The organism is Dactylosporangium siamense (assembly GCF_016862795.1).
GTDB lineage: Bacteria > Actinomycetota > Actinomycetes > Mycobacteriales > Micromonosporaceae > Dactylosporangium > Dactylosporangium siamense.
Genome location: NZ_BONQ01000167.1, coordinates 1 through 26151, shown reverse-complemented (window position 1 = coordinate 26151; position 26151 = coordinate 1). Strand labels below are relative to the sequence as shown.

The 26151-nt window shown below is 72.3% G+C and carries 21 protein-coding genes; 14 read left to right on the top strand and 7 right to left on the bottom strand.

Annotated features, from left to right (window positions below; translation table 11 throughout):
- The first annotated feature begins 1 nt into the window (after position 1).
- Genes Dsi01nite_RS50220 through Dsi01nite_RS50200 form a run of 5 tightly spaced genes read left to right on the top strand, consistent with a single transcriptional unit; the run spans position 2 to position 6561 of the window.
- Positions 2-1177 carry a hypothetical protein gene (locus Dsi01nite_RS50220; protein ID WP_203853602.1) on the top strand — a complete coding sequence of 392 codons (1176 nt, stop codon included), beginning with the start codon at positions 2-4 and terminating at the stop codon, positions 1175-1177.
- Entirely contained in the window at positions 1174-3645 is a 2472-nt protein-coding gene (locus Dsi01nite_RS50215) for a serine/threonine-protein kinase (RefSeq protein ID WP_203853601.1), read from the top strand. Before Dsi01nite_RS50220 ends, Dsi01nite_RS50215 begins: the two co-directional genes overlap by 4 nt.
- A 30-nt stretch (positions 3646-3675) precedes the next feature.
- Positions 3676-4989, top strand: a complete 1314-nt coding sequence (locus Dsi01nite_RS50210; protein WP_239136975.1) for a VWA domain-containing protein — start codon at positions 3676-3678, stop codon at positions 4987-4989.
- The gene (locus Dsi01nite_RS50205) at positions 4976-5554 is read left to right on the top strand and encodes an FHA domain-containing protein (protein ID WP_203853599.1); all 579 of its coding nucleotides are present in this window, start codon (positions 4976-4978) and stop codon (positions 5552-5554) included. Before Dsi01nite_RS50210 ends, Dsi01nite_RS50205 begins: the two co-directional genes overlap by 14 nt.
- Positions 5551-6561, top strand: coding sequence for a glutamate ABC transporter substrate-binding protein (locus tag Dsi01nite_RS50200; protein WP_203853598.1), 1011 nt, complete (start codon positions 5551-5553; stop codon positions 6559-6561). Before Dsi01nite_RS50205 ends, Dsi01nite_RS50200 begins: the two co-directional genes overlap by 4 nt.
- On the opposite strand, the gene Dsi01nite_RS50195 is transcribed toward Dsi01nite_RS50200, so the two are convergent.
- The 5 genes from Dsi01nite_RS50195 to Dsi01nite_RS50175 form a co-directional block, all read right to left on the bottom strand.
- Positions 6501-6752, bottom strand: a complete 252-nt coding sequence (locus Dsi01nite_RS50195; protein WP_203853597.1) for a hypothetical protein — start codon at positions 6750-6752, stop codon at positions 6501-6503. The genes Dsi01nite_RS50200 and Dsi01nite_RS50195 overlap by 61 nt on opposite strands.
- A gap of 75 nt (positions 6753-6827) precedes the next feature.
- Positions 6828-9314, bottom strand: a complete 2487-nt coding sequence (locus Dsi01nite_RS50190) for a trypsin-like serine protease (protein ID WP_203853596.1) — start codon at positions 9312-9314, stop codon at positions 6828-6830.
- Positions 9315-9482: 168 nt separating this feature from the next.
- Positions 9483-10379, bottom strand: a complete 897-nt coding sequence (locus Dsi01nite_RS50185) for a hypothetical protein (protein ID WP_203853595.1) — start codon at positions 10377-10379, stop codon at positions 9483-9485.
- A 55-nt stretch (positions 10380-10434) separates the two neighbouring features.
- Positions 10435-11598, bottom strand: coding sequence for a hypothetical protein (locus Dsi01nite_RS50180; RefSeq protein WP_203853594.1), 1164 nt, complete (start codon positions 11596-11598; stop codon positions 10435-10437).
- Positions 11599-11731: 133 nt separating this feature from the next.
- Positions 11732-12457, bottom strand: a complete 726-nt coding sequence (locus tag Dsi01nite_RS50175; protein WP_203853593.1) for a CDP-alcohol phosphatidyltransferase family protein — start codon at positions 12455-12457, stop codon at positions 11732-11734.
- A 75-nt stretch (positions 12458-12532) separates the two neighbouring features.
- Here Dsi01nite_RS50175 and Dsi01nite_RS50170 point away from each other — a divergent pair, with 75 nt between their 5' ends.
- From Dsi01nite_RS50170 to Dsi01nite_RS50130, 9 genes are all read left to right on the top strand, one after another.
- A complete protein-coding gene (locus tag Dsi01nite_RS50170) occupies positions 12533-13474 on the top strand; it encodes a zinc-dependent alcohol dehydrogenase (RefSeq protein WP_203853592.1) in 942 nt (313 codons plus the stop codon).
- A 2-nt stretch (positions 13475-13476) separates the two neighbouring features.
- Complete coding sequence (locus Dsi01nite_RS50165; protein WP_203853591.1) at positions 13477-13875, top strand: 6-pyruvoyl trahydropterin synthase family protein; 399 nt, start codon at positions 13477-13479, stop codon at positions 13873-13875.
- The gene (locus Dsi01nite_RS50160; RefSeq protein WP_239136973.1) at positions 13872-14957 is read left to right on the top strand and encodes a glycosyltransferase family 4 protein; all 1086 of its coding nucleotides are present in this window, start codon (positions 13872-13874) and stop codon (positions 14955-14957) included. The genes Dsi01nite_RS50165 and Dsi01nite_RS50160 overlap by 4 nt, the downstream gene beginning before the upstream one ends.
- Positions 14954-15736, top strand: a complete 783-nt coding sequence (locus tag Dsi01nite_RS50155; RefSeq protein ID WP_203853590.1) for a class I SAM-dependent methyltransferase — start codon at positions 14954-14956, stop codon at positions 15734-15736. Before Dsi01nite_RS50160 ends, Dsi01nite_RS50155 begins: the two co-directional genes overlap by 4 nt.
- A gap of 61 nt (positions 15737-15797) precedes the next feature.
- A complete protein-coding gene (locus Dsi01nite_RS50150; RefSeq protein ID WP_203853589.1) occupies positions 15798-16739 on the top strand; it encodes a lysylphosphatidylglycerol synthase transmembrane domain-containing protein in 942 nt (313 codons plus the stop codon).
- A complete protein-coding gene (locus Dsi01nite_RS50145; protein WP_203853588.1) occupies positions 16732-17358 on the top strand; it encodes a GTP cyclohydrolase II in 627 nt (208 codons plus the stop codon). The genes Dsi01nite_RS50150 and Dsi01nite_RS50145 overlap by 8 nt, the downstream gene beginning before the upstream one ends.
- The gene (locus Dsi01nite_RS50140; protein ID WP_239136972.1) at positions 17355-19028 is read left to right on the top strand and encodes an alkaline phosphatase family protein; all 1674 of its coding nucleotides are present in this window, start codon (positions 17355-17357) and stop codon (positions 19026-19028) included. The genes Dsi01nite_RS50145 and Dsi01nite_RS50140 overlap by 4 nt, the downstream gene beginning before the upstream one ends.
- A gap of 5 nt (positions 19029-19033) precedes the next feature.
- Entirely contained in the window at positions 19034-19744 is a 711-nt protein-coding gene (locus Dsi01nite_RS50135; RefSeq protein ID WP_275423489.1) for a RibD family protein, read from the top strand.
- Positions 19744-20490, top strand: coding sequence for an FkbM family methyltransferase (locus Dsi01nite_RS50130; protein WP_203853586.1), 747 nt, complete (start codon positions 19744-19746; stop codon positions 20488-20490). Before Dsi01nite_RS50135 ends, Dsi01nite_RS50130 begins: the two co-directional genes overlap by 1 nt.
- Before the next feature lie 66 nt (positions 20491-20556).
- Here the strand turns inward: Dsi01nite_RS50130 and Dsi01nite_RS50125 are convergent, their stop codons facing one another.
- A complete protein-coding gene (locus tag Dsi01nite_RS50125) occupies positions 20557-21576 on the bottom strand; it encodes an alpha/beta hydrolase (RefSeq protein WP_203853585.1) in 1020 nt (339 codons plus the stop codon).
- Entirely contained in the window at positions 21566-26131 is a 4566-nt protein-coding gene (locus tag Dsi01nite_RS50120) for an RHS repeat-associated core domain-containing protein (protein ID WP_203853584.1), read from the bottom strand. Before Dsi01nite_RS50120 ends, Dsi01nite_RS50125 begins: the two co-directional genes overlap by 11 nt.
- Positions 26132-26151: the final 20 nt, after the last annotated feature.

Here is a 26151-nt window from a genome sequence, read left to right as displayed (position 1 = left end):
CATGACCCTCGAGGAGGCCGAGCTGGCATACCGCCGGCTGGCCGGCATCCGGGACCGCCTCGCCCGCAAGCTGCTCACGGAGATCGAGAGCCACGACGGGCTGCGGCACCTCACCGACCACCGGCTCGCCGGGCACACCCTGCGGCTGTGGCGCGAGCTGCAGGCCGACATCGTGCTGCTGGGCACGCAGTATCAGGCACTGGAGCGGCACGTCGGCACCGTCGAGGCCCTCCGCGCACGCGGCGACCGGTCCGGCGTCGCCCGGCTGGCGCGGCTGAGCGACCTGCTGCACAGCCCGACGGTCCGGCTGCGCGCCGACGGCACACCGGCCGGCGACACCACCGACCCGGTCGCCGAGACGATCACCCTCGACGCGCTCTGCGAACGGGTCGAGGCGCTCGGCGACGGCATCCGGGCGCGGCTGCAGGACGTGGACGTCGCGGCGAAGGCGGTCCTGACCCGCCTCGGCGCCCTCGCCGACGCGCTCAGCGCGCTCGCGGCGCAGCCGCCCGCGCACGACGACCTGGTCGAGCGCTACCGGCACCTGCGCGCCCTGGCCCTCGACGACCCGATCGGCTGGGCCGCCGACGAGCGGGAGCTGTCCGGACTGGAGGCCGACGTGGCCGACGCCCGGGCGGTGCTGGACAGCACGCGCGAGGTCGCCCGCGCGGCCGGCGAGCGCATCGACACGCTGCGTGCGGCGATCGAGGCGGTGGACGCGGCGGAAGCCCACGCGGAGACCACCCGCGCGCGGGCGTCGCGGAAGGTCACCGGCGGCGACCCGGAGCCGGCCGCCGGGCAGGGCCCGGCGCTGCGGGCCGCGGTCGCGGACCTCGAACGGCACCGCACGGCGCGGCGCTGGCCGGAGGTCACCGCGGGACTGGCGGCCGTCGAGCGGGCCGCCGCGGCCGCCCTGGCCGCCGCGGCCGACCGTGCCGCGGCCGCCCAGGCCCTGCTGGACCGGCGCGACCAGTTGCGCGGCCGGCTCGACGGCTATCGGGCGAAGGCGGGCCGGCTCGGCATCGACGAGCGCACCGAGCTCGCCGCCGCCTACCGCACCGCCCGGGAACAGCTGTGGAAGGCGCCCTGCGACCTGGATGCCGCGGCCGGGGCGGTGTGGCGATACCAGGATCTGGTGGCGACCCGGCCGCGTCACGACGGAGGTGCGAAGCGATGACCGCTGACGGCGGTGGACGGTGCGGGCGGCCGGGCTGCGGCGGGTCGTACGCGGCCGACGGCTACTGCGACCGGTGCGGGCTCCGGGCCAGGGCGACCGTCGCCGCGGCGCAGGCGTCCACAGCGGACACCCCGGCCCCACCGGACGCCCGCGACGCCCCCGACGCCCGCGACATCCCCGACGCCCGCGACATCCCCGACGCCCGGCACATCCCCGACGTCCGGGACGCCCGCGACGTGCCGGCGACCCGGCGGTCCGTGCCGGCCGGCCTGCCCAGGCGGCGTTCCGGGTCCGCTCCTGAGCTGGACCGGGTCGCCGAGCTGGACACCGTGCCGGACTTCGGGCCGCGGCACGCCGTCACACAGCGCCTCCCGCGCCAGGCCCGCGGCGAGACGTCCACCCTGGACCGGCCGCGGGCGGGCGCGCGGGGCAGGCTCGGTGCCGGGATCGTCGACATGCCGACGATCCCGTCGCCCGACCCGAGGCGGGCCGTGCTGAGCGACCCACAGGTGCGGGAGAACCAGCGGTTCTGCGGCAACTGCGACCGGCCGGTGGGCCGCGGCCGGCCCGGCCGGCCCGCGGTCGGCGAAGGGTTCTGCCCGCAGTGCCGCACGCCGTTCTCGTTCGTGCCGGACCTCACCGCCGGCGACGTCGTCGACGGCCGCTTCGAGATCCTCGGGTGCCTGGCGCACGGCGGCCAGGGCTGGATCTACCTCGCCCGGCACATCCACCTCGGCGACAGCGAGGCCGAGCGCTGGGTGTGCCTCAAGGGACTCATCACGCCCGACGACCCGGAGGCGCGTGAGGCGGCGGTCGCGGAGCGCCGGTTCCTGGTGCGGGTCGACCACCCGTCCATTGTGGACATCCTGGACCTGGTCACGCACCCGCACGTCAGCGGCGCGCTGCGCAGCTACATCGTCATGGAGTACATCGGCGGCCGCTCGCTGCGCGAACTGATCCGGGAGCGGCGCGCGTCGGCGGGCCGCACCGATCCGCTGCCACTGCCGCAGGTGATCATCTACGGGCTGGAGACGCTGCAGGCGCTGAGCTACCTGCACGACCGGGAGCTGCTGTTCTGCGACATCAAGCCGGACAACATCATCCACTCCGAGGACCGGATCAAGCTGATCGACCTCGGCGCCGTGCGGCACGTCGACGACGACGTCTCCATGCTCTACGGCACCCCCGGCTACCAGGCGCCGGAGCTCGACCAGTTCACCGGCGCCGCGTCCGTGCGGTCCGACCTGTACACCGTCGGCCGGCTGCTGGCCGAGCTCAGCGCCGACCTGCCGAAGTTCAGCTCCGACCTGGCCCACCGGCTGCCCACCCCGGCCGAGGAGCCGCTGTTCGCGCGGGAGGAGTCGTTCTACCAGTTCCTGCTGCGGGCCACCGCGCCCGACCCGGAGCTGCGCTTCGGTTCGGCGACCGAGATGAGCGAGCAGCTGTTCGGGGTGCTGCGGCAGTGCATGGCCCGGCGCGGCGAGCCGCCCAGACCGCTGCCGTCGCTGCTGTTCACCGGCGAACGGCGCGTGTTCGGCACCGAGGACGGAGCGGTCGGGCCCGACGCGGCCGGCCCCGGCCCGCGGCCCGGCCGGATCGCGGGCGCGCTGCCCCTGCCGCAGATCGAGGTGCCGGACACCGGCGCCGGCAAGCTCGACGCGATGATGGCGGCGCTGTCCGCGCCCGCGGAGGACGGCGTCACGGTGGCGCTGCAACACATCCGGGCGGCGTTCGAGCAGGGCCGGCCACCGCAGGAGGCGACGCTGACCGCGCTGCGGCAGCGCTTCCCGCAGGAGTGGCGCATCGACTGGTACCGGGGGCTGGCGGCCCTGGCCGGCGGCGACCCGGCCGAGGCGTTCGCGGCGTTCACCGCCGTCTACCGGTGGCTGCCCGGGGAGCTCGCACCGCAGCTGGCCCTCGCCGCCGCGGCCGAGTGCGCCGGCGAGCCGGACCTGGCGGCCCGCTACTACGAGCGGGTCTGGCGCACCGACCACACGTATGTGAGCGCGGCGTTCGGCTTCGGCCGGGCGCTGCGGGCCGGCGGCGACGGCCGGCGGGCCGTGGCGATCCTGGACGAGGTGCCGGACAGCTCCAGCCACCACGTCGCCGCCCAGATCGCCGCGGTGCGGGCCCTGCTGGACCCGCGCGGCGGCACGCTGGACGAGGACGCCGTCATCGAGGCGGCACGCCGGGCGCAGCGGGTCTTCGAGCGCCGGATCAGCGGCGAGGAATGGCTGATGATCGAGGTCCTGTCGGCCGCCCTCTCCTGGGTGCTGGGCCGGGCGCGGCTCGCCGCCGCGGACCGGCGCGCCGGCGGCACCGTGCTGGGGCGCCCGCTCACCGAGCACGCCCTGCGCAGCGGCCTGGAGGACGCGTACCGCCGGCTGGCGAAGGCCACCCAGGAGGCGCGCCGCCGGATCGCGCTGGTGGAACGGGCCAACCAGGTGCGGCCGACGACATGGTGGTAGCGGCCGGGCGGGCTGATGACGGGAGTGACGATGACCGACGGTCATGACGTGCTGATCGAAGTCGACCAGAACCCGTACCTGGCGGCGGGCGTCCGGCAGGTCAACGCGATCGTGACCGTCGACGTCGGCGGCGCGCCGGCCGGCAGCCGCCCGCCGACCGTGGCGCAGGTGCTGATCATCGACGGCTCGGCCTCGATGGCCTACCCGCACACGAAGCTGCCGGAGGCGAAACGCGCCCTCGCGGCCGCGATCGGCGCGCTGCGTGACGACACCGCCTTCGCCGTCGTCGTCGGCACCCACACGGCGGAGCCGGTGTATCCGGCCGGCGGCGGCATGGCGGCCGCCACGGCGCGGACCCGGCAGGAGGCGCTGCGGGCGGTCGACGCCCTCACCGCCGACGGGCACACCCGCATCGGCCGGTGGCTGACCTTCGCCGCCGAGCTGCTCGCCGCGCAACCGGCCGACATCAGGCACGTCGTGCTGCTCACCGACGGGCGTAACACCGACGAACACCAGGACGAGCTCCGCGACGCGCTGCGGGCGTGCGCCGGCGCGTTCGTCTGCGACTGCCGCGGCATCGGCCGGGACTGGAAGGGCGAGGAGCTGCTCATGATCGCCGACGCGCTCAACGGCAGCGCCGACGCGGTGACGGACCTGCACGCCCTGGCCGGCGACTTCCAGGCGATCACCGAGAAGGTCATGGGCAAGGTGCTCCCGGACCTCGCCATCCGGCTGTGGACACCGACCGGCTCGAAGGTCCGCTTCGTCAACCAGGTCCACCCGCGCATCCTGGACCTGACCGACCGGCGCACCGACGTCGAGCCACGCGTCGGCGAGTACCCGCTCGGCACCTGGGGCGCGGAACGCCGCGACTACCACGTCTGCGTCGACGTCGAACCCGGCGACGTCGGCGACGAGATGCTGGCCGGCCGGATCAGCGTCGTGCGCGGCGACCGGGTCTACGCCGAGGAGCGGATCCTCGCGATCTGGACCGCGGACGAGGAACGCTCCACCGGGGTCAGCGAACGGGTCCAGCACTACACGGCACAGACGGAGCTCGCCGACGAGATCCAGGGATTCACCGTGGCCCGCCGGGAGGGCGACGAGGCACTCGCCCTCGCCCGGCTGCGCCGCGCCGTGCAGCTCGCCGACGAGTCCGGTGACGCCGCCACCGCCAGGTCACTGGAGCGGCTCGTCGACGTCGACGACGAGCGCGGCACCGTCCGGCTGGTGCGGCGGCCCGGCGACGCCGACGCCGACCTCGCCGTCGAGGTGGTCACCGTGCGGCGCACCCAGACGGTGCGCGAGCCCGGTGCGGCTGCGAGGCGCGATGCCGGCCGCTGAACGCGCCTGCCGGGCGTGCCGCAGCCCCCTGGAGGACCGGTACTGCGAGCACTGCGGCCACGACTCGCTGGCGCCGGATCCGCCCCTGCCGGAGGCGGCGCCCGCCGCGCGGGAGCCCCGGTCCTGGCTGGTGGTGGCCGCGGCCGACCGGTCGTACTACGACACCGTCTGGGAACAGGCCGGCCCGAAGTCGCAGCCGGTGGCGTTCCCGCCCTACTACCCGGCGCGCCGCTTCCCGCTCACCGGCCCGCAGGCGCTGATCGGCCGGCGCAGCGTGCGCCGGGGCATCGACCCCGAGATCGACCTCACCGGCCCGCCCGAGGACGTCGGCGTGTCGCACACGCACGCGCTGCTCAGCGCGACGCCCGACGGCACCTGGGTGGTCGTGGACCTGGGCTCGGCCAACGGCACGTTCCTCAACGGCGACTACGACACGCCACTGCCCAAGGAGACGCCGGTCCCGCTCGGGCCCGGCGACCGGATCCACGTCGGCGCGTGGACGGTGCTGACCCTCCAGGCCGTCACCGGCGCCGACCGCCCGCGACAGGAGCCGTTCGGATCATGAGCCACCCGCAGGAGATCCGCGTGCGCGTCAGCAGGCTGGCCGCCCTCGCCGTCGCCGTGCTGCTGCCGCTGACCGGCTGCGCCGCCGGCGAGTCGCACGCGCCGGTGACGACGGCGTCCTACATCGAGCCCCGGCCCGAAGGCGCGAGCGCGCTGCCGCCCGCCTCGGCGGCCGCCGCGACGGCGAGCCCCGCGCAGACCTGCAACCCCCTCGCCAGCCTGCGACCGCCGAGCGTCCTGCCGGCGCCGGGCCGCATGCCGGCCGGCTCGACGATGCAGAAGATCATCGAGCGTGGCCGGCTCGTCGTCGGCACCGACCAGAGCATCAACCTGTTCAGCTCGCGCGACCCGGCGACCGGGCAGATCGTCGGGTTCGACGTCGACGTCGCCCGCGAGGTGGCGAGGGCGCTGTTCGGCGCCGACGGCGACGAGCACCTGCAGATCGCCGCGATCGCCCCCGACGAGCTGTTCCCGGCGATCCAGGACAAGCGGGTCGACCTGGTCGCCCACACCACGACCATCACCTGCGAGCGGCTGGCGCTGGCGGCGTTCTCCACCGACTACTACGACGCCGGGCAACGGATCCTCACCAGCCGCAACTCCAACATCATGACCGTGCGGGACCTGGACAACCGCACGGTGTGCGCGGCCAGCGGCACGACCTCGATCGCCACCATCGCGCGGGTGGCCCCCACGGCGCGGATCATCGCGGCGAAGTACTGGACCGACTGCCTCGTCATGCTCCAGCAGGACCAGGCCGAGGCGATCACCACCGACGACACCGTCCTGTACGGCCTGGCCGCGCAGGACCCGGCGCTGCACGTCGTCGGCGAGCAGTTCAGCCCCGAGCCCTACGGCCTCGTCATGGAACGCTCGGCCACGGACTTCGTCCGGTTCGTCAACGGCGTCCTGGCCCGGATGCGCGCCGACGGCACCTGGCAGCGGCTCTACACCAAGTGGCTGCCGGGCCCGGCCCCGAAACCGCCGGTCGCCCAGTACAGCGACTGAGTCATGCGGGTCGCTTCGGCGGCGTTGTGTTCCGGGCGGCCGCTGATCACAGCTGTGCGCCCGTCCGCCGGCGGGGAGCCGGCTCCCGCAGTGGCCGGCCCGCCGGTCAGCATGCTCTGCGCGACCAGGTTGCCGCCCGGCGACAGCCGCTCCCCCAGCTCACGCATCGTGTCGCGCAACGCTACGGTCACGACGGCACCCGCGACAGACCCTCCGCGGTGTGCCGGTCTCCGGCGCGCCCGGGTGCCCGGGCGCGCCGGAACGGTTCAGAAGGGCTGGACGAACCAGAAGAAGGTCGCCCGGGCGGTGCGCCCGGTCGCGTCGGTCACCGTGACGGTGACGTTCGACGTCTGGAACATGGTCGGGGTGCCGCTCACGACACCGGTGGACGGGTTGAGGGTGAGCCCGGCCGGCAGTCCGGTCGCCGTGAAGCGGTACGGGGTGGTGCCGCCCTGCGCCCGCAGGGTCAGGCCGGCCGGCCGGCCCACGACGGAGCTCTGCGTGCCCGGGTTGGTCAGGCTGAGCGGTCCGGGGGTGCCGCCGCCCTGCACCGTGAGGGTGAACGTGGTCTGCGCGGAGGTCGCGCCCCTGGTGCCGGTGACGGTGATCGGATAGGTGCCGGCGGGTGTGCTCGCGGACGTGGTGACGGTCAGCGTGGCCGTGCCGCCGGTGCTGACGCTGCCGGGGTTGAAGGAGGCGGTCGCGCCGCCGGGCAGGCCGCTCGCCGAGAGGGTGATGTCGCCGGTCGGCGGCGGGTTCCCGCCGGGCAGCTGCGCCGCGATCTCGGCGGCGTAGGTGGACACCCGGGTGTAGACGGCGTACCAGTCGCAGGCGGTCGACATCCAGGAGAACACCCCGACCACGGTGTTGCCGACCAGGTACGGGCCGCCGGAGTCGCCGACGCAGGCGCCCGCGTGGCCGTCGGCGTAGCCGGTGCACAGCATCGCCGGCGTCTTGTACTGGCCGGTGTAACGGCCCTGGCAGCCGGAGTCCGGAGCGACCGGGATGTCGGCCTTGCGCAGCACCTCGGAGTAGGTGTTGGCGCCGGTTCTGCCCCAGCCGATCGACATGCCCATCGTGCCCGGGGTGTTGTTGGCCGTGGAAGTGTTCAGCGTCGGGTAGGTCATGCCGGCCGGGACCGGCACGTCCCGGTCGAGGGTGACGACGGCGACGTCGTAGCCCTGCTGCCAGCCCGTGTACTGCGGATGCACCCACGACGACGCGATCTCCGCGGTGAACCCGGGGTCGTTGAGGTTGGTGGCGCCGTACACGTACCACTTCCGGCCCGGGTTCTCCATCAGGCAGTGCGCGGCGGTGAGGACGGTGCGCGGGCCCATCAGCGTCGACGAGCACGACTGCTGGCCGGGGAAGCTGCTGCCCTCCCGGCGCTGGGAGATCATGAACGGGTGCTGCTCGACGGTGGTGGGCTGCCCCCCGACCACTTGCGGGACAGCGCTTCCTGTTGCGGCCGCGGCGATGGTACTGGTGGCCGAGCCGCCCGCCGGTACCGTCGCCGACGCGGGACTCGCCGACAGGCTGAAGTCACCAGCCGGCGGCGGCCCCCCGGCGGCCGGGACGTAGAGCAGCTTGTTCGGCGTGCCCGACGGCAGCCCCGACATCTTGCCGGTGCTGGCGTTGTCCGTCACCCAGGCGTGGACCTGCGCCGGCGTGGCGTCCGGGTGCCCGGTGAGGTAGGTCGCGACCGCGCCCGCGACGTGCGGCGCCGCCATCGACGTGCCCGACATCGTGGTGCTGGCGGTGTCGGAGGTGTGATACGCCGACAGGACGTTGCTGCCCGGCGCGAACAGGTCCATGCAGGTGCCGTAGTTGGAGTCGCCGGCCTTCGTGTCACTGGAGGTGGCGTTGCCGACCTGCAGACCCTCCGGGATCTGGCCGCCGGGCCCGTAGTTGCACGCGTTGCCGCCGTTGTTGCCGGTGATCAGCGACCACTGGACGCCGGCGGCGATCGAGGCGCGGATGCCGTCCGCGGCGATGTCGGGGTCGTCGGTGTAGACGGACAGGTTCACCACCGCGGGCCTGACCGCGTTCTCGGTGATCCACTCGGCCGCTCTGGTGACGTCGATGTCCTGGCCCGTGCCCTGACAGCCGAGGATGCGCACCGAGACCAGGTTGGCCTTCTTCGCCACGCCGTACGTCTTGCCGGCCGCGATGCCGGACACGTGCGTGCCGTGCCCGTGACAGTCGCCGCCGTTGGTCGACGGGGACACGAAGTCCACGCCGAGCTTCGCCCGGCCCTCGAACTCGCTGTGGCTGAACCGGATGCCGGTGTCCACGACGTAGACCGTCACGCCCTGGCCCGCGGCCGCGTCGTCGTACGTGTAGGACCGGCTCAGCGGCAGGTCCCGCTGGTCGATGCGGTCCACGCCCCAGTTCGGCGGGTTCTGCTGGGTGGTGCCGATCCCGGCGGTGCCGGACTGCGTTACGGACGCCACCTCGGGCCGGGCGGCGATGCGCCGGGCCGCCTGTTCGGACAGCCCCTCGACGGCGTAGCCGGACATCGTTCTGCGGTAGACGGAGTGCAGCCGGCCACCGTACCGGGCGACCGCCGCCTCCGCGACGCCCTGGGTGTCGACGCTCTGGGTGTGCTTCAACGTGATCAGGTACGCGCCGGGAACCGGTCTGCTGGCGTTGTGCCGCACGGTCCCTTCCGGCTCGGCCCAGGCGGTGCCGGGGAACAGTGCCATGGTCAGCACCGTCACGACGGCCGCCACGATCGGGCGACGGATTCGCATGGTGTTCGTCACGTCCTTCGGGGGTGGTCGGATGGTGCCGACACCCTAAGAACGGCGTACATCGATGCATAAGGTCTTTGGCGCGGGTAAGTTACGGCGCTTACCGCGGCGCGAAACCGCAGCTCAGCGCCGCATCGGAGCTGTTACGCGTAACAGTCACGTGCGCCGCTATGTACGCCAGGACATGCCGACGACGCCGGGCCGGACGTCCTCGACCACCGTCACCGCGGTGCGGTCGTCGCCGGTCCAGAGCTCCGTCACGTCGACCGGTTCGTCGCCGAGGCGGCGCTGCCGGTAGCCGAACACCCGCGCCGGCAGCTGCCCCGCGAACACCACCTGGCAGGCCCAGAGCCGGCACGGCCGGGTGAACGTGCGGTAGTAGCAGTCGGTGGCCTCGGGACCGACCGCGAACCGCAGCTCGTACTGCAGCACGGTGTGCTCGCCGACGTTCAGCCGGTGCCCGAGGATCAGCTCGGCCACGCTGACCCGCCCCTCGGTGCGGACCCGGCCGGGCCGGCAGTGCGAGAACCCGGTCCACTGCGGCGGCGGCCCGTCGTGGTCCGCCTCGTAGAACACGACGGCCCGGGTGACCCCGTCGCGCAGGGCCCGCACCACGAGCCGCACCCGCAGCAGCCGGGTCGCCCCGCTCTCCACCACGAACAGGTCGTCGATCGCCAGGAACTCCAGCTGCCCGTCCGGCGGCGCGTCGATGTCCACCAGCAGCGCCGGCCGCCCCGGCCACAGCCGCCGGCGCGACACCGAGCCGCGCGGCCGGTGCGCCCAGCGGGGCTCGCTGTCCCGGGCCCGCAGCAGCGCCGTCAGCGACCCGGCCGGCACCGCGAGGATGTCCTCGAGCACCGGCAGCGCGGCGAGCGACCCGGCGCGCTCGGGTCGCGACCGCCCGGACCGCCAGTAGGACAAGGTGGCCCGGGACAGCCGCACTCCTCGCTCGCCGAGCAGCGCGGCGAGCCGCTCCAGGGTCAGCCCGCTCGCCTCGACCGCCACGTCCAGCGCCACGGCGAACGGGCCGGTCCGCAGCGCCTGCGAGACGTCCGGCTCGACCATCCGTCGATCGTGCCGCCGCCCCGCACGGCTGTCCACCCTGCCGTCCACCCCGCTGTCACGGGACGTAGTACATGGTCTCCACGATGTTGGAGGAGGCCTGGATGCCGGGCGGCGGGAAGGCCGTGCTGAAGCTGGAGACGAACGCGACCAGGCGCGTGCGAACGTTCGGCACCGGCGGCCGGTAGCCGGTCAGCGAGCAGACCGACCCGTTGCCGCAGAACGCGATCCGGGTGCCGGTGTCGGCGTCGAAGATCTCGATGTACCACGGGGTCGGCGTCACGCTCGACGACGCCGTCGCGGTGACCGTCTCGGTCGTCTCGGTGTACACCGGCGCCGTCAGGCTGATCCGGAACCCGCTGTTGGACCAGGTGACCCAGTTGACCAGGCTGCTGTTCTGCGGGCCGGACAGCGGGAGCGTGGCGCTGTTGTAGCCCACGTACGCCTGGTACCGGTGCGTCGTGGCGCTGGCCTGCGTGATGTTCACCGGACAGCTGACGCCGCTGCCGCAGATCGCCACCCGGGTGCCGGTGGTCAGGTCGAAGATCTGCGTCCAGAACGGCGACGGGCCGACGTCAAAGGCCGTCCACGCGGTCAGCGTCGCCGCGCTGCCGATGTTGACCGTCGTCTGGGCGACGTTCAGGCTGACGGTGGTGAAGTGCCAGTCGACCAGCACGAACGGCGGGTTCGACGCGACGATCCGGCTGCCCGCGGCGGTGCTGATGTCCGCGCTGATCCAGGACGAGGCGATCACCGAGCTGCCCACGTCGACCGAGCAGGTGGTGCCGGTGCCGCAGATCGCGATCTGCACGTTGTCGCGGTAGATCCGGATGTAGTACGGCGTCGGGCCGACGTCCTGGTTCGCCGTCGCGGTGATGTGGAAGCTCTGTGTGATCCACAGCCAGGAGACCTGGGTGCCCTCGCCGTTGTCGTGCGCGCCCGGCACGTTGAGGGTCACCTGCCAGGCGGCCAGCGCGGACCGCTGCCGGGGCACGCCCACCTTCGGCGCGGCGGGTTTCGGCGACACGGTGGGTTTCGGCGGCGCGACGGTCTGCGGCGCCACCCCGGCGCCGGGCTGGGCGCGCTTATCGTCCTGTTTCGTCGCGGTGGCTGTCGAGGTGCCCCCGCCCTCGTCGGCGGCGGCCGGCGCGGCGGGCAGCGCGACGGCAAAGGCGAGGAGGGCAGCGAAAACGGCGGTTCGCAACCGTAATGGGGAATTCATACGAGCCATTGTTCATGATCAATTCCACAAAGGGAACTGTCAATTTGATTTGTCTAAACCATGCCGATGGTTCTGCCTGAACCATGCGCATTGTTTTGCCTGAACCGATCCCAATGATCTGCCTGAACCATTCCTATTTCGATTCGAGCACCGATCGGATCGCCCAGCCGGGAGCGCGGCGCGCCCAAAGCCACAGCACGTCCCGGCCGAACGACTCCACCAGCAGCGCCAACGCGATCAGCAACGCGGTCACCATCAGCGGCAACGGCACGATGCCGGCGCTCGCGGCGACGAGCACCACACCCTGGGTCGCGGCGACGACCTTCCGCCAGTACCGCGGCGGCAGGGTCGCCTGCATCCACGGCAGCAACCACGTCGCGACGACGAACCCGTAGCGCATCAGCCCGATCGCGAGCACCCACGGGCCGAACCGGTGCGCGGCGTAGAGGCTCAGCACGAGCAGGAGCGAGGCGTCGACCTCCATGTCGAAGCGCGCGCCGAGCGCCGACACGGTGCCGGTCCGCCGGGCGACCTGACCGTCGACGCCGTCCAGCACCAGCGCGACGATCGTCAGGATGACCAGCAGCCGCACCGGGACCGGCAGGTCGAACGAGTCCGCGGTCAGCGCTGCCACGCCGCCGACGAGCACGGACCGGGCGAGCGTCACCCAATCGGCCGGGCCCAGGTGCGCCGCACCCGAGCGGTGCATGCCCCAGGTGAGCAGGCCGCACAGCGCGGCGCCGAAGGTCAGCCCGACCAGCCAGCCGGCGCCGCCGAGGCCGGCCGTCCTGTCGAGGCCGGCCAGCAGGACAACCTGGGCGAGAAACCCGATTGCCGGACCGGTTTGAACCTTATGCACCGTGCCTCCGTGTATTAACGTGCGACCTTGATCCGAGATACGTCAACCGCAGCGATTTGGTTCAAAGGGGAGTCGATGCCGACAGCGCGTGCCTTCTGGGTCCGCGAGCCGGGCGCGGGCGAGATCCGGCCCGTCACCCTGCCCGCACCCGGCCCGGACGAGGTGCTCGTGCGCACCAGGTTCTCCGGCGTCAGCCGCGGCACCGAGACGCTCGTGTTCTCCGGACGCGTGCCGGCGAGCCAGTACACCGTGATGCGCGCGCCGTTCCAGGAAGGTGACTTTCCCGGGCCGGTGAAGTATGGCTACCTCAACGTCGGGCAGCTCGACGACGGTCGGTGGGTGTTCTGCCTGTACCCGCATCAGACCGCCTACGTGGTGCCGGCCGGCGCCGTCCACGTGCTACCCGACGGCGTGCCGCCCACACGTGCCGTCCTGGCCGGAACCGTGGAGACGGCGGTGAACGCCCTGTGGGACGCCACCCCGCGGGTCGGTGACCGGGTGACGGTCGTGGGTGCCGGCATGGTCGGCTGCTGCGTCGCGCGGCTGGCCGCCGGGTTTCCCGGTGTGCACGTGCAGCTCGTCGACGTGGACCGGAAACGCGAAACCGTGGCCGGCGCGCTCGGCGTCGAGTTCGCCACGCCGGACACCGCCGACCGGCGCCGGGACCTCGTGATCCACGCCAGCGCGACGTCGGAGGGACTCCAGTGCGCGCTGGACCTCCTCGCGCCCGAGGGCACGGTGGTCGAGCTGAGCTGGTACGGCGACCGGCCGGTCAGCGTAGGGCTCGGCGGCGCGTTCCACTCCGGCCGGTTGACGATCCGCGGCAGCCAGGTCGGCACCGTCGCCCACCCGCGCCGGACCTTCGTCGAGCGGATGGCGCTTGCCCTGGAGCTGTTGCGCGACCCCGCGTTCGACGCGCTGATCGCCGGCGAGTCACGCTTCGACGACCTGCCCGACGTGTTCGCCGCGGGCGACCTTCCCGCGTTGTGCCATCTCATCACCTACAGCGGAGAATGACCATGTTCAGCGTGACCGTTCGTGACCACATGATGATCGCCCACAGCTTCCGCGGCGAGGTGTTCGGACCCGCGCAGCGCCTCCACGGTGCGACCTACGTCGTCGACGCCACCTTCAGCCGGGCGGATCTCGACGAGGACGGCCTGGTCGTGGACATCGGGCTCGCCCGGGACGAGCTGGCCGCCGTCGTCGGCGAGCTGAACTACCGCAATCTCGACGACGAGCCGGGGTTCGCCGGGCAGAACACCTCGACCGAGGTGCTCGCCCGGTTCGTCGCCGACCGCCTCGCCGACCGCATCGAGGCGGGCAACTTCGGCGACAACGCCCGCGGACTGTCCGCCGTCAAGGTCACCCTGCACGAGTCGCACATCGCCTCGGCGGCCTACGAGCGCTCCCTGTGAAGCCCGTGCATGTCGTGCTGCCCAACGACATCGACGATCCGGCGACGCCGAGCGGCGGCAACACCTACGACCGCGAGGTGTGCGACGGCCTGGTCGCCGCGGGGTGGACGGTGCTGGAGCACGCGGTGCCCGGGACGTGGCCCGAGCCGGGCGCCGCCGCACGGGCCGGCCTCGCGAGGGTCCTCGCCGCCGTGCCGGACGGCGCCCTGGTCCTGCTCGACGGTCTGATCGCCTCGGTCGTTCCGGGGGTGCTGCGCGAGCACGCGCGACGCCTCCGCCTCGTTGTGCTGGTGCACCTGCCGCTCGACAACGAGCGGGAGCGCGAGGCGCTGCTCACCGCGCGCGCGATCGTCACCACGAGCAGCTGGACCCGGCGGCGCCTCATCGAGTCCTACGCGCTGCCCGGTGACCGGGTCCACGCCGCGCCGCCCGGCGTCCATCCGGCGCCGCTCGCGCCCGGCTCCGAGGCCGGCACCGCGCTGCTGTGCGTGGCAGCCGTCACCGCCCACAAGGGCCACGACCGGCTCGCCGAGGGGCTCGCCAAGGTCGCCGACGTGCCCTGGCACTGCGTGTGCGTCGGCTCCCTCGACCGCGACCCGGCGTTCGTCGACCGGCTCCGCCGGCAGCTCGCGGCCGACGGCATCCAGGACCGGGTCGTGCTGGCCGGCCCGCGCACCGGCGCCGGGCTCACGGCCGCCTACGCCGGCGCCGACCTGCTCCTGCTCGCCTCGCACGGTGAGACCTACGGCATGGTGGTCACCGAGGCGCTCGCACGCGGGATACCGGTCCTGGCGACCGCGGTCGGCGGGGTGCCCGAAGCACTCGGGCGCGCGCCGGACGGCTCCCTACCCGGCCTCCTCGTCAGTACCGACGACAAGGCCGACGACAAGGCCGACGACAAGGCCGAAGAGAAGGCCGGCGAGAAGGCCGACGGCCTGGCCGACGGGCTGCGCCGCTGGCTCGGCGAACCCGGGCTCCGGCAGGCGCTGCGCCGGTCCGCGACCGCCCGCCGGACCACCCTCCCCGGCTGGGAAGACACCTCCGCGCGGGTTTCCCGGGTGTTGCTGGGGGTACCCGCATGAGCCGCGTCACGCCCGAATGGCTGGCGCTGCGCGAGCCGGCCGACGCCGCGGCCCGGTCGGTCGAGCTCGTCGAACGGCTCCGGGCCCGCCTCGTGGAAACCCCGGAGCTGGTGATCCACGACCTCGGCGCCGGCACCGGCTCCATGGGGCGCTGGCTGGCACCGCTGCTGCCCGGTCCGCAGCACTGGGTGCTCCACGACCGCGACGCGGACCTGCTGGAGCTGGCGGCCATCGGCCGGAGCGCGACGGCACAGGTCCGGCACAGCGACATCACCAGGCTGACGGGGGCTGATCTGGACGGCGCGCACCTGATCACCGCGTCGGCGCTCCTGGACATGTTCACCGCCGACGAGGTCGAGCGCGTGGCCGCGGCGTGCGCCGGGTTCCCGACGCTGTTCACGATCTCGGTGACCGGCCGGGTGGAGCTGGACCCGCCGGACCCCCTCGATGCGGCGATCATGGCGGCGTTCAACGCGCACCAGCGCCGCACCGCCGGCGGCCGGGCGCTGCTCGGGCCGGACGCGGTCGAGGCGACGATCGAGGCGTTCGGCCGGCACGGCATCGAGGTGCTCGTCCGGCCCAGTCCCTGGCGCCTCGGATCCGGGCACGCGGCCCTGACGGCCGAGTGGTTCCGCGGGTGGCTGGGCGCGGCATGCGAACAGGAACCGGGCCTGATCGGGCCGGCGGAGGAGTACGGTCGTCGCCGGCTCGCCGAGGCGGCGGCGGGACGGCTCGGGGTCGTGGTGCACCACGACGACCTCCTCGCCGGCGGCGAATGAACCCCTGGCCTTCCGCGTACGTATACCTCAGACGAGAAGCCCCTGCGGCGAAGGAGGTCGGGTGCCGCGGTCGATCCGGTCCTGGGTACACCCGCTCGCCGGGGTCGGTATCCTCGCCGCCCTGCTGTGGCGGCTGGGCGGCGGCCCGTTCGTCGCCGGGCTGCGCCTGATCGACGCGACGGCGCTCGGTGCGGCGCTCGGCATCGGCGTGCTGACCACGTGGGCGTGCGCCTGGCGCTGGAGCCTGGTCGCCGGCGGCCTCGGGGTGCGGCTGCCGCTGCACACCGCGGTCGCCCACTGCTACCGCGCCACCTTCCTGAACGCGACGCTGCCGGGTGGCGTGCTCGGTGACGTTCACCGCGCGATGCGGCACGGCAAGGACTCCGGCGACGTGAGCCGCGGCATCCGCGCGGTCGTGTGGGAGCGCGCCGCCGGCACGGTCATCTCGGTGCTCCTGGCGACCGTGGTGCTGCTGGCGTTCCCGTCGCCGGTCCGGCGGTACCTGCCGGCGGTGATCGCCCTGGCCGTGGTCGCGGCGCTCGTCGCCGTGCTGCTGGCCCGGTTCGTGCCCGAGCGCGGCCCGGCGCGTTGGTCGCGTGCGCTTCGGGCGCTCCGCACCGCGAAGACCGACATCCGCGACGGGCTGATCGCCCGGCGCAAGTGGGTCGGCGTCCTCCTGGCCACCGCCGTGGTCCTCGCCGGCAACCTCGCGACGTTTCTGGTGGCGGCGCGCACGGCCGGCGCGACCGCGCCGCTGTCCCAGCTGGTGCCGCTGACGTTGCTGGCCCTGCTGGCCATGGTCCTGCCGGCGAACGTGGGCGGCTTCGGGCCGCGCGAAGGCGTCGCCGCGTGGGCGTTCAGTGCCGCCGGCCTGAGCGCCACCCAGGGTGTCGCGACCGCGATGGTGTACGGGGCGCTGGTGCTCGTGTCGACCCTGCCCGGAGCCGCTGTGCTGGTGCTTGCCCGGCGCGCCCGTCACCGTCCTGAGGAGACCCGTGTTTGACTTCCTGCCCGCCGCAGTCCGCACCGAGGTGACGGTGCCGCTCCGGTTTCCCGACGGGTTCACCACCACCGCGCGCGTCTTCACGTTCCATGGTCTCGTCGACGCGCGGGAGCACCTCGCGTTCGGCCTCGGCCGGCTGACCGACGGCCGGGTGCCGCTCGTCCGCCCGCACAGCGAATGCCTGACCGGTGACGTGTTCGGCAGCCAGCGCTGCGACTGCGGCCCGCAGCTGCGCGAGGCCGTCGAGCGGATCGCCGACGCGGGTGGCTATCTGCTGTACCTGCGGCAGGAGGGGCGCGGCGTCGGCCTGTACACCAAACTCGACGCGTACGCGTTGCAGGACACCGGCCTGGACACCTTCGAGGCCAACCTGGCGTTGGGGCACCGCGAGGACGAGCGCGACTACACCGCCGCGGCGCAGATGCTCGGCGCGCTCGGCGCCGACCGCATCGCGTTGCTCAGCAACAACCCGGACAAGACCGACCAGCTCAGCAGGCTCGGGGTGACGGTGACCGAGTGCGTGCCGACGGGCGTGTACCGGTCACCGGCGAACGTCGGTTACCTGGCGGCGAAGGCGACCAGGGCGGCCCGGTTCGCCGAGTTGCCGTTCGGGGGATGACGACCGTGCTGCAAGGTACCGACGACGCCGCAGCGGAACCCGGAGCGCCGCCGCGCCAGGGCCCGCCGGTCTCGGCTCCGCGGACCGTCCGGGCCAGGACGGTGGTCGCGTGGACGGTGACGACGCTCGCCGCACTGCTCGTGCTCGCCGCGCTCGCGGCGCCGAACCAGCCGGGCCGGCCGTTCGTCCGCTTCCCGGTGGAAGCGCTGCCCGGCGTCGCCGTCCTGCTCCTGCTGCCCGCACGCGCGCGGCGGATCGGCGCCGTCGCCGCCGGCGTGGCCCTGGCGCTGCTGAGCCTCCTGAAGCTGCTCGACCTGGGTTTCTCCGCGACGTTCGCGCGGCCGTTCGACCCGATGCTCGACTGGCGGCTGTTCGGGCCGGCGGTCGAGGTGCTCTCCGACTCGATCGGCCGGCCGAGCGCGATCGGCGCGGTCATCGGTGTCGTCGTGCTCGTCCTCGGACTGCTCGTCCTCGTGCCCCTCGCCGTCCTTCGCCTCACCGGCATCGTGGTCCGGCACCGCGCCACGAGCATCCGCACCGTAGCGTGGCTCGGCTGCGCGGTGTTCGGTCTGCAGGTCGTCGCCGGCCTGCCGGTGACCGCCACCAACGCCGCCGGTCCGGTGTACGACCATCTGCGCCTGGTGCGGGAGGACCTCGGCGACCGCAGGACGTTCGCGGCCGAGGCGTCGGTCGACGCGTTCCGCGACTCGCTCGGCCCGCAGCTGCTCACCGCGTTGCGGGGCAAGGACGTCGTCTTCACGTTCATCGAGAGCTACGGGCGCGACGCGGTGGAGAACCCCGAGTACGCGCCGCAGGTCAACGCCGTGCTCGACGCGGGGACACGGCAGCTCGACGCCGCCGGGTTCGGCTCCCGCAGCGCGTTCCTCACGTCGGCGGCCACCGGCGGCGGCAGCCATCTGGCGCACTCGACGCTGCAGTCCGGGCTGTGGATCGACAGCCAGCAGCGCTACCTGCAGTTCACGTCGAGCACCCGCTTCACGCTGAGCGGCGCGTTCAAGCGCGCGGGCTGGCGCACGGTCTGCTTCGCGCCGGCCAACACCCGCGACTGGCCGGAGGGCCGGATCTACGGCTACAACAGGATCTACGACTCCCGGGACATGGGGTACCGCGGCCCGACGTACGCCCTGTCCTCGATCCCCGACCAGTACACGATCTCGGCCTTCCAGCGCCTCGAGCGGACCGCGCCGAACCGCCCGCCGGTCTTCGCCGAGATCGACCTGCTGTCCAGCCACGCGCCGTGGACGCCCGTCCCGCGGCTCGTCGACTACAGCGGCATCGGTGACGGCGCCGCGTTCACCGGCGGCGGCCAGAACGGCGTCCTGGATCGCAGCGGCGCTCAGGTCCGGGCCGACTACCGGCAGAGCATCGAATACTCGCTCGGCGTGGTCATCTCCTACCTGCAGACCTACGGCGACGACAGTCTCGTGATGGTCTTCCTCGGCGACCACCAGCCGGCGCCGGTCATCATCGGCGAGAACGCCAGCCGCGACGTGCCGATCACGATCGTCGCCCGCGACCCGGCCGTGCTGGAGCGGATCTCCGGCTGGGGCTGGCAGGACGGCCTCAGACCCGACCCGCAGGCACCGGTCTGGAAGATGGACGCGTTCCGCGACCGGTTCCTGACCGCCTTCGGGCCCGTGAGCCGGTGAGCGCCGTGGCATCGGCGAGAGACCGGCCGTACGTGCTGCTGAGCTGCGCGATGTCGATCGACGGCTACATCCACGACGGCACCGAGACGCGATTGATGCTGTCCAACGACGCCGACCTCGACCGGGTCGACGCCGAACGGGCCGGCTGCGACGCGATCCTCGTCGGCGCGCACACGGTCCGCCAGGACAACCCGCGGCTGCTCGTGCGCTCCCCGGACCGGCGCGCCGCCCGCACCGCCCGGGGCCTGCCGCCGTCACCGGCGAAGGTCACGCTCACCGCGCACGGCGACCTCGACCCGGAAGCGGCGTTCTTCACCGCCGGAGACGTCGACAAGATCGTCTACTGTGCCTCGCCGGCCGCGGAGGAGGCGTGCGCCCGGCTCGGCCGGGTCGCGACGGTCGTCGACGCCGGCAACCCGATCGACCTGCTCGACCTGCTCGCCGACCTCGCCGGGCGGGGCATCCGGCGGCTGATGGTCGAGGGCGGCGGCAGCATGCACACGCAGTTCCTCACCGCCGGGCTGGCCGACGAGGCGCAGCTGGTCGTCGCACCGTTCTTCGTCGGCAACTCCAAGGCGCCGCGCTTCGTCGGCGACGGCGACTTCCCGTGGAACGCCGGGTGCCGCGCCACGCTCGTGGGCGTCCAGCAGATCGAGGAAGTGGTGTTGCTACGGTACGCGCTGAGCGACCGCTACGGCGCTCGAGGAGGTCTCTGATGTTCAGCCGGGCCCGGGGTATCGGGCGGTCCTTGGCCATGTACCACGGCATACCGGGCCGGCACCGGAAGATGGTCCGCTTCTACAGCGGGTTTCTCGGGCCGGGCGACATCGGCTTCGACATCGGCGCCCACGTGGGCAGCCGGGTGCGCGCGTGGCGGAAGCTCGGCGCGAACGTGATCGCGATCGAGCCGCAGCCGGACTGCCTCAAGGTGCTGCGCCTGCTCTTCGGCCGGGCCGATGACGTCACGATCGTGCCGAGCGCGGTCGGCGCCCGGCCAGGGACGGCCCACCTGGCCCTGTCCAGCGCCACCCCGACCGTCTCGTCGATGTCGTCCTCGTGGATGGAAACGGTCGGCGAGGACCGCAGCTTCGCCCGCGTCCGGTGGGACCGGTCGATCGAGGTCGAGGTGGTGACGCTCGACGACCTGATCGCGAAGCACGGCGAGCCGGCGTTCTGCAAGATCGACGTCGAGGGCTTCGAGATCGAGGTCCTGTCCGGCCTGAGCACGCCGTTGCGCGCGCTGTCGTTCGAATACCTGCCGTTCGCGCACGACGCCACGGTCGCCGTCCTGGATCGGGTGGAGCAGCTCGGCCCGTACCGCTACAACTACTCGCCGATCGAGACGATGCGGTTCGCCAGCGAGCGCTGGCTGGACCGCGCCGACCTGATGCGCCTGCTGCACCGGTTCCGCCCGCTCGGCCGCTCCGGCGACGTCTACGCCCGCCTCGAAGGTGAGGCTTGACCGCCCGTCGCAGGTCCGGCCAGGACACCGTCCCGCGGTCCGGACTCCCCCAGGCCAGGAGCTCGGTCAGGGCACGGCGGCGAACTTGATCGACGTCCGGCCGCCACCGCTGTAGGCGATCGTCCGGCCGTCGGGTGAGAACGCCGGAAAGCTGGCGCCGTCCTCGGTGCTCACCGTGCGGGGATCGCCGCCGGCCAGGTCGAACACCTGCAGCCCGTCCCTCGTGCTGCTGAGGAACAGCGCCACCCGTGACCCGTCCGGCGCCAGGGCGAGGTGCGGCGCGCCCCGGAGGGTCGGCCCGACCAGGCGGATGGCGTCACCCTCCAGGACGCCGACGTTCCAGTCATACCGGCCGTACATCCCGCCGTTCAGGCCGGCGCCGCGCCGCGCGATCGTGACGAGCATGGCGACCGTGCGCCCGTCGCCGGTCGAGACCGGCGACAGGGCCTTGCCCTCCGCACCGCAGGTCAGGCCGTCCCTCGCACGCGCGCTCTCGTCATACCCCTGCAGGAGCCGCCACTCGCCGGTGAGCGCCGGCACCCGCACGTCGAGCCCGTGCAGCGCGCCGTCGCTGAACCCGGCCACGGAGGCGCAGTTGCCGCGCTGCTGGGCCACATACCCGCGGGCGCCGCCCGCCTCCAGCGCCACGTCACGGATGTCGTCGCCGGTCAGCACCGGCGTCATGGTCCTGGTCCGCACGTCCACCAGGTACAGCCGGTCCTGCGAGGTCGGGCATTCGAAGCCCACCGCCAGGCCGGCGTCGCCGACCGCGCGAACCACCGTCAGCACCGCCGGCCCGCCCTCGCAGCCGCCGGCGAGGGCCTTGCCGTCCAGGAACGCCTCAGCCCGCCCGCCCTGACTGGTGCGCCAGACCTCGCCGACGCGGTTGTCGGCCTCGCTGATGAAGTACACGTGCCCGTCCGGCGACCAGGTCAGGGTCGAGACCTTCGCCGGCTCAGCGGGCAGCGGGCCGCAGCCGGCCGGCAGCACCGCGGCCGCCGCGGCGACCGCCAGGGTCAGCGCGGCCCGAAGGCGCCGGCCGGCAGGCCGACGCCCCGAACCGCGTGACCCGGTGTTAGATCGCACCGGAGTAGTAGAAGTCGCTCTGCTTCGTGTCCACCATGAAGGCCACCGTCTCGTAGAAGACGTAACGGTTCTTCGCCGCCCAGTCCGCACCCATCGTCGCCCGCATGTCCGCGCCGAGTTGCGCGCCGACCTCGTTGTTGTGCATGTCGACCCCGGAATCGTAGGTGCCCCACTCCTGGCCGTCGGTGTCGGTGTCCCGCTCGTGCGCCTCGCCCAGCGACACCGCCTGGTCGACCGAAAACCCGAAGACGCCCGTCAACAGCGCCATCCACAGGCCATGCCGGAAAGCGTTCTTCTGACCGCCGGTCCAGGCCGTATCGGGGCGCTCAAGGAGGTACTGCTCGAACAACGCGTCGGCCAGGTGGTGGATCTCGTTCCCGGTCAGCAACGCGCCGGCGCAGTCCACCACTGCGTGCGTCGCGCACCACCACGCCTGGAACGGCCCGAACGTCGACTCGCTCGACCCATCGGACGAGCAGTCCTTCTCGCACAGCATGCGCTCGGCCGACGACATCGGCTTGGGCGAGAGCCCCGCGGCGACCCCGACGGGCTTGTCGTAGACCAGGGCGGCCTTGATCTTGCTCACGACGCCCGGTCTGGCCTTCTTGGCCGCGTTGCAGATCTTGCACACGTTGTTGTGGAGGGACTTGTTGATCTTCTTGATGTCCTTCTTCGGTGCGTTCGAGGTCGCGTTGCGCACCGTGTTGCAGATCCTGCACAGGCCGGTCGGGTCGGAGAACGTGGTCGGGTTGCTGCCGCTGTAGGCGTAACCGCCGAGTTCCTGCGGATCGTCGTGACTGGTGAGCGGGTCGCGGCTGATGAATCGGCCGGTGGTGGGTTCGTATTCGCGGGCGCCGAGGTGGGTGAGTCCGGTGGTGTCGCGGGTGCCGCCGATGAACCCCTTGGTGTTGGGCCAGGTCGGGTCGGTGCCGCGGGGGTTGCCGAACGGGTCGGTCTTGCGCCGGGTGACGGTCTGGGTGACGGCGTCGACGGCGAGTTGTCCGCTGCCGTGGTGGTCCGCGGCGATCCAGGTGAGGCCGGCCGGGGTGCGGCTGGCGACGCCGTAGTCGCGGGTGCAGGTGACGGTGCCGCTGACCTTGCGCAGTTCGTAGCCGGGCAGGTACACCGTCGCCCCGGTGGGGTCTTTCGCGACGAGGCGGGTGCCGTTGGCGTCGTAGATGTAGCTGCTGACGCCGGCGCTGTCGGTGACGGTGGCGAGGTGGCCTTCGCTGTCCCAGGTGAGAGTCTGGCCGGGCTTGCCGGCGATGTTTCGGGTGAGCATGTTGCCGGCGTTGTCGTAGGTGTAGCTGTCGGTGCCGGTGCTGCCGCCGGTGGCGTCGACCTTGGTGAGGGTGTGCCGTTTGCCGGTGGTGGGGTAGGTGTAGGTGCGGGTGGTGTCGGTGCCGCCGCCGATGGCGTGGCGGATCTCCTGGGTGCGGTTGCCGTTGCTGTAGTTGTTGGTGCCGGTGGCGTACCGGTAGCTGGTCCAGTACGGGTCGGGTCCGCCGATCACCCCGAGGGACGGGTTGGTCTGGCAGGTCGCCGCGGTGGTGGTCCACGCCTCGGTCAGTTCGCGGAGCCTGTTGTAGCCGAAGCACTGGTTGGACACGGTCGACCCGGCCGAGGTTTCGGTGATGTTCTTGACGTTGCCGGCGTCGTCGTAGCCGTAGCCTTCGGTGAGCCGCTCGGCCCACGTGTTGGGGTTCGCGGCGTTCTCGGTCTCGGTCTTGGCGCTGGTGAGCCGGCCGGTGGTCTCGTCGATGACGGTCGTCTGCCGGACCCGCTTGGAACCGGAGCCGAGGACCTGCTGATACATCGGGCCGAAGGCCTGGTAGGTCGTAGCGGCGATGTACGGTTCGAGGCCGCTCAGCGTCAGCGCGTTGCCGGTGTTGTCGTAGGTGGTGGTCACGGTTTCCGCGGACAGGCCGCCGGCCGCCGGGTAGGTCACCGTGGCGGGTGAGCCGTCGACCTTGTAGGTCATCGAAGTGGTGTACGAGCCACTCGGCAGCCACGGCATGCTCAGGCTCGACGGGATCACCGTGGTGACGCCGAGTGGCCGGTAGCCGTTGTCGTAGCCGGTGACGGTGCTGGTGAACGCGTCGGTGCCGACGTACCGGGTGGATGAGGTCAGCTGTCCCTTGACGACCGTGTCGTACGCCCACGAGACCCGTTGGAACCCGGTCGTGCCGACCCCGTCATACAGGCCGGTCTTACGGCCGAGCTCGTCGTACTTCGTGGTCGTGCTGCTGCCGGGACGTGCGTCGGTGACCGTTGTCGGCCGACCGGCGAGGTCGTAGCTGACGGTGGTGGTGGCCTTGTCCGGGTCGGTGGTGGACTCGGCCTGCCCGAGGCGGTTGTAGCTGGTCGTCCAGGTGTTGTTGGACTGGTCCGCCACCTGTGTGAGCCGGTCGAGCCGGTCGTAGGTGTACGTGGTGGCGTGGTAGCTACCGGTGGGCGCACTGCCGAGGTACTGGCGCAGTTCCGTGGTATTGCCCCGGCCGTTGACGTACGTGGTGGTCGGGGTGCCACCGTCGGGAGGGGTGACGGTGGTGAAGTTGCCGTCGTAGGCGGTGGTGGTCTGCCACTGCAGCGTGTTGACGGAGTACAGCGCGTCGACGGTCTGCCGCTCAAGGGCGTCGTAGGTGTAGCGGTGCTGGTTCTTGACCGCGGGGTCGGTGTCGGCGAAGCCGACGATCAGACCGGATGGACTCGCAGCGGTGAAGAAGGTGGTGGTCTTGGCGGTGAGCCCGCGCCCGTCGTACTGGGTGTCGGCGATGATCCACCCGTTGTTGGCCTGCGAAGCCTGCGTCTGACGCTGCCGCGGCCGCAGATTGCCGTCGTAGGTGTCGTAGCTCTTGATCGTGTTGCCGTTCGGGCCCAACCCGGTCGTGACGATCGTGTTCGCGGTCACCGGCGCGAGCGAGTAGAAGAGGTATGCGTAGTGCAGGTTCGGTGTGGTGGTGTCGGGGTCGCGGTTGTCCAGCCACACGTCGATGAGCCGGCCCAGGGCGTCGTAGCGAGCGTTGGTCTTCTTGTTGTTGGGGTCGTTGATCTGTGTCGGCAGGCCACGCGCCGGATCGATGGTGCTGGTGGTCGCATGGCCCAGCGGGTTGGTGGTCACCGTCGTGATCACCGGGGCGTCGGCGGCCGGCGTGTACTGGGTGGTGGTCTTGTGGGCGTTGTCGTTCATCGGGTCACGGGTCCACACGACGCGGCCGTAGGTGTCGTAGCCGGTGTTGGCGACGTTCTGCCACTGCGGGCCCGACGTCGCGGTGTTGCCGTTCATCGCGTCGACCCGGGTGACCAGGCCCTGACCGACCGGGCCGGTGCCGGTGGTGTTGCCGTCGTAGTAGGTGAACGTGCCGGACAGGAGGTCGCTGCCGTCGACGATCGTGCACCTGGTCTGGGTGCTCGTGCGTTGGTAGTTGACGTGGTAGCGGCCGCTGCTCGGGTCGACGCTGCGGTCGGCGTAGGTGATCTCGGTGCAGAGGTCGTCGTTCGGGTCGGCCTCGTCGCCCCAGTCGCGGATCAGGGTCGGCAGGGTGTAGCTGTCCGTGGTGGTGGTGGTCTTCGTCCACCGCCACCCCTCGACCCCCGCCGGGCTGGTGGTGTGGGTGCGGGTGCGGGTCTCGGTCTCGGCGAAGTTGTTCGCGACCAGAGTCCCCATCCCGTACGCGAGGGGACGCGTCGCGACCGCGCCGTAGCCGTAGCTGTGCAGCGTCGAGGAGTACGCCAGCCCACCGGGCCGGAACGACGTCTCCTCCCGCAGCTTCCCACGCAGCATGTAGAAGTCGGTCGTGGTGCCCTGCGAGTCATCGATGGTGGACGTGCGGGTGCCGCCGGTGTCGCTGGCCCGGTCACCGTTCAAACCGCGGTAGTACAGGTCTGAGGACACCGTCTGCGTGCCGCCGACCGGACCGGTCGTCGTGGTCACGTCGGTGTAGCCACGCCAGTCCGACCACGACCGCCGCGACAACGGCGACGTCTCGTTCGCATCATGCCCCCACAGCACCTTCGTCGAGGAGTGCGTGAGGCTGTAGCTGTAACTGGTCAGCACCGGCGGCGCCGTTGAGTCAGCCAGGTCGGTCTGCTGCACGGCGGTGACGACGTACTTGTGGAACCAGCCGAACCCGGCTGTGCCGCCCTCCGGTGACCAGTACTGCGGGAAACACCGGTAGATGTTGTTGTTCGCGCTGCCCTCGGGAATGTTCGTCGGGCTGCAGTCCGTTCCGGCGTAGTACACCGTCAACAGACCACCGGTGCCGTTCTCGATGCTGCCCAGCCGGAACCGGCGCAGCTTGAGCACACCGGCGGCGATGTTGTAGTCGACCCGGTTGTCCAACGCGCCACCACCGAACGCCATCGGCGGCTCCGCCAGCGACGTGGAGCCCTTGAACCCGGTGTGCTGCAACCCTTCCAGCCACAACGCCGCCGGACTGCTGTCACCCGGGTTGAGGAAGTCGTGGTCGAGGGTCCACTGGTCGACGTTCTGATACGTGGCGGTGGCCGGGTTGGTCAGCACCTTCGTGGTGACCGATGCCAGCGACCACTGCATGAAATACGCCGGGCTGGTCA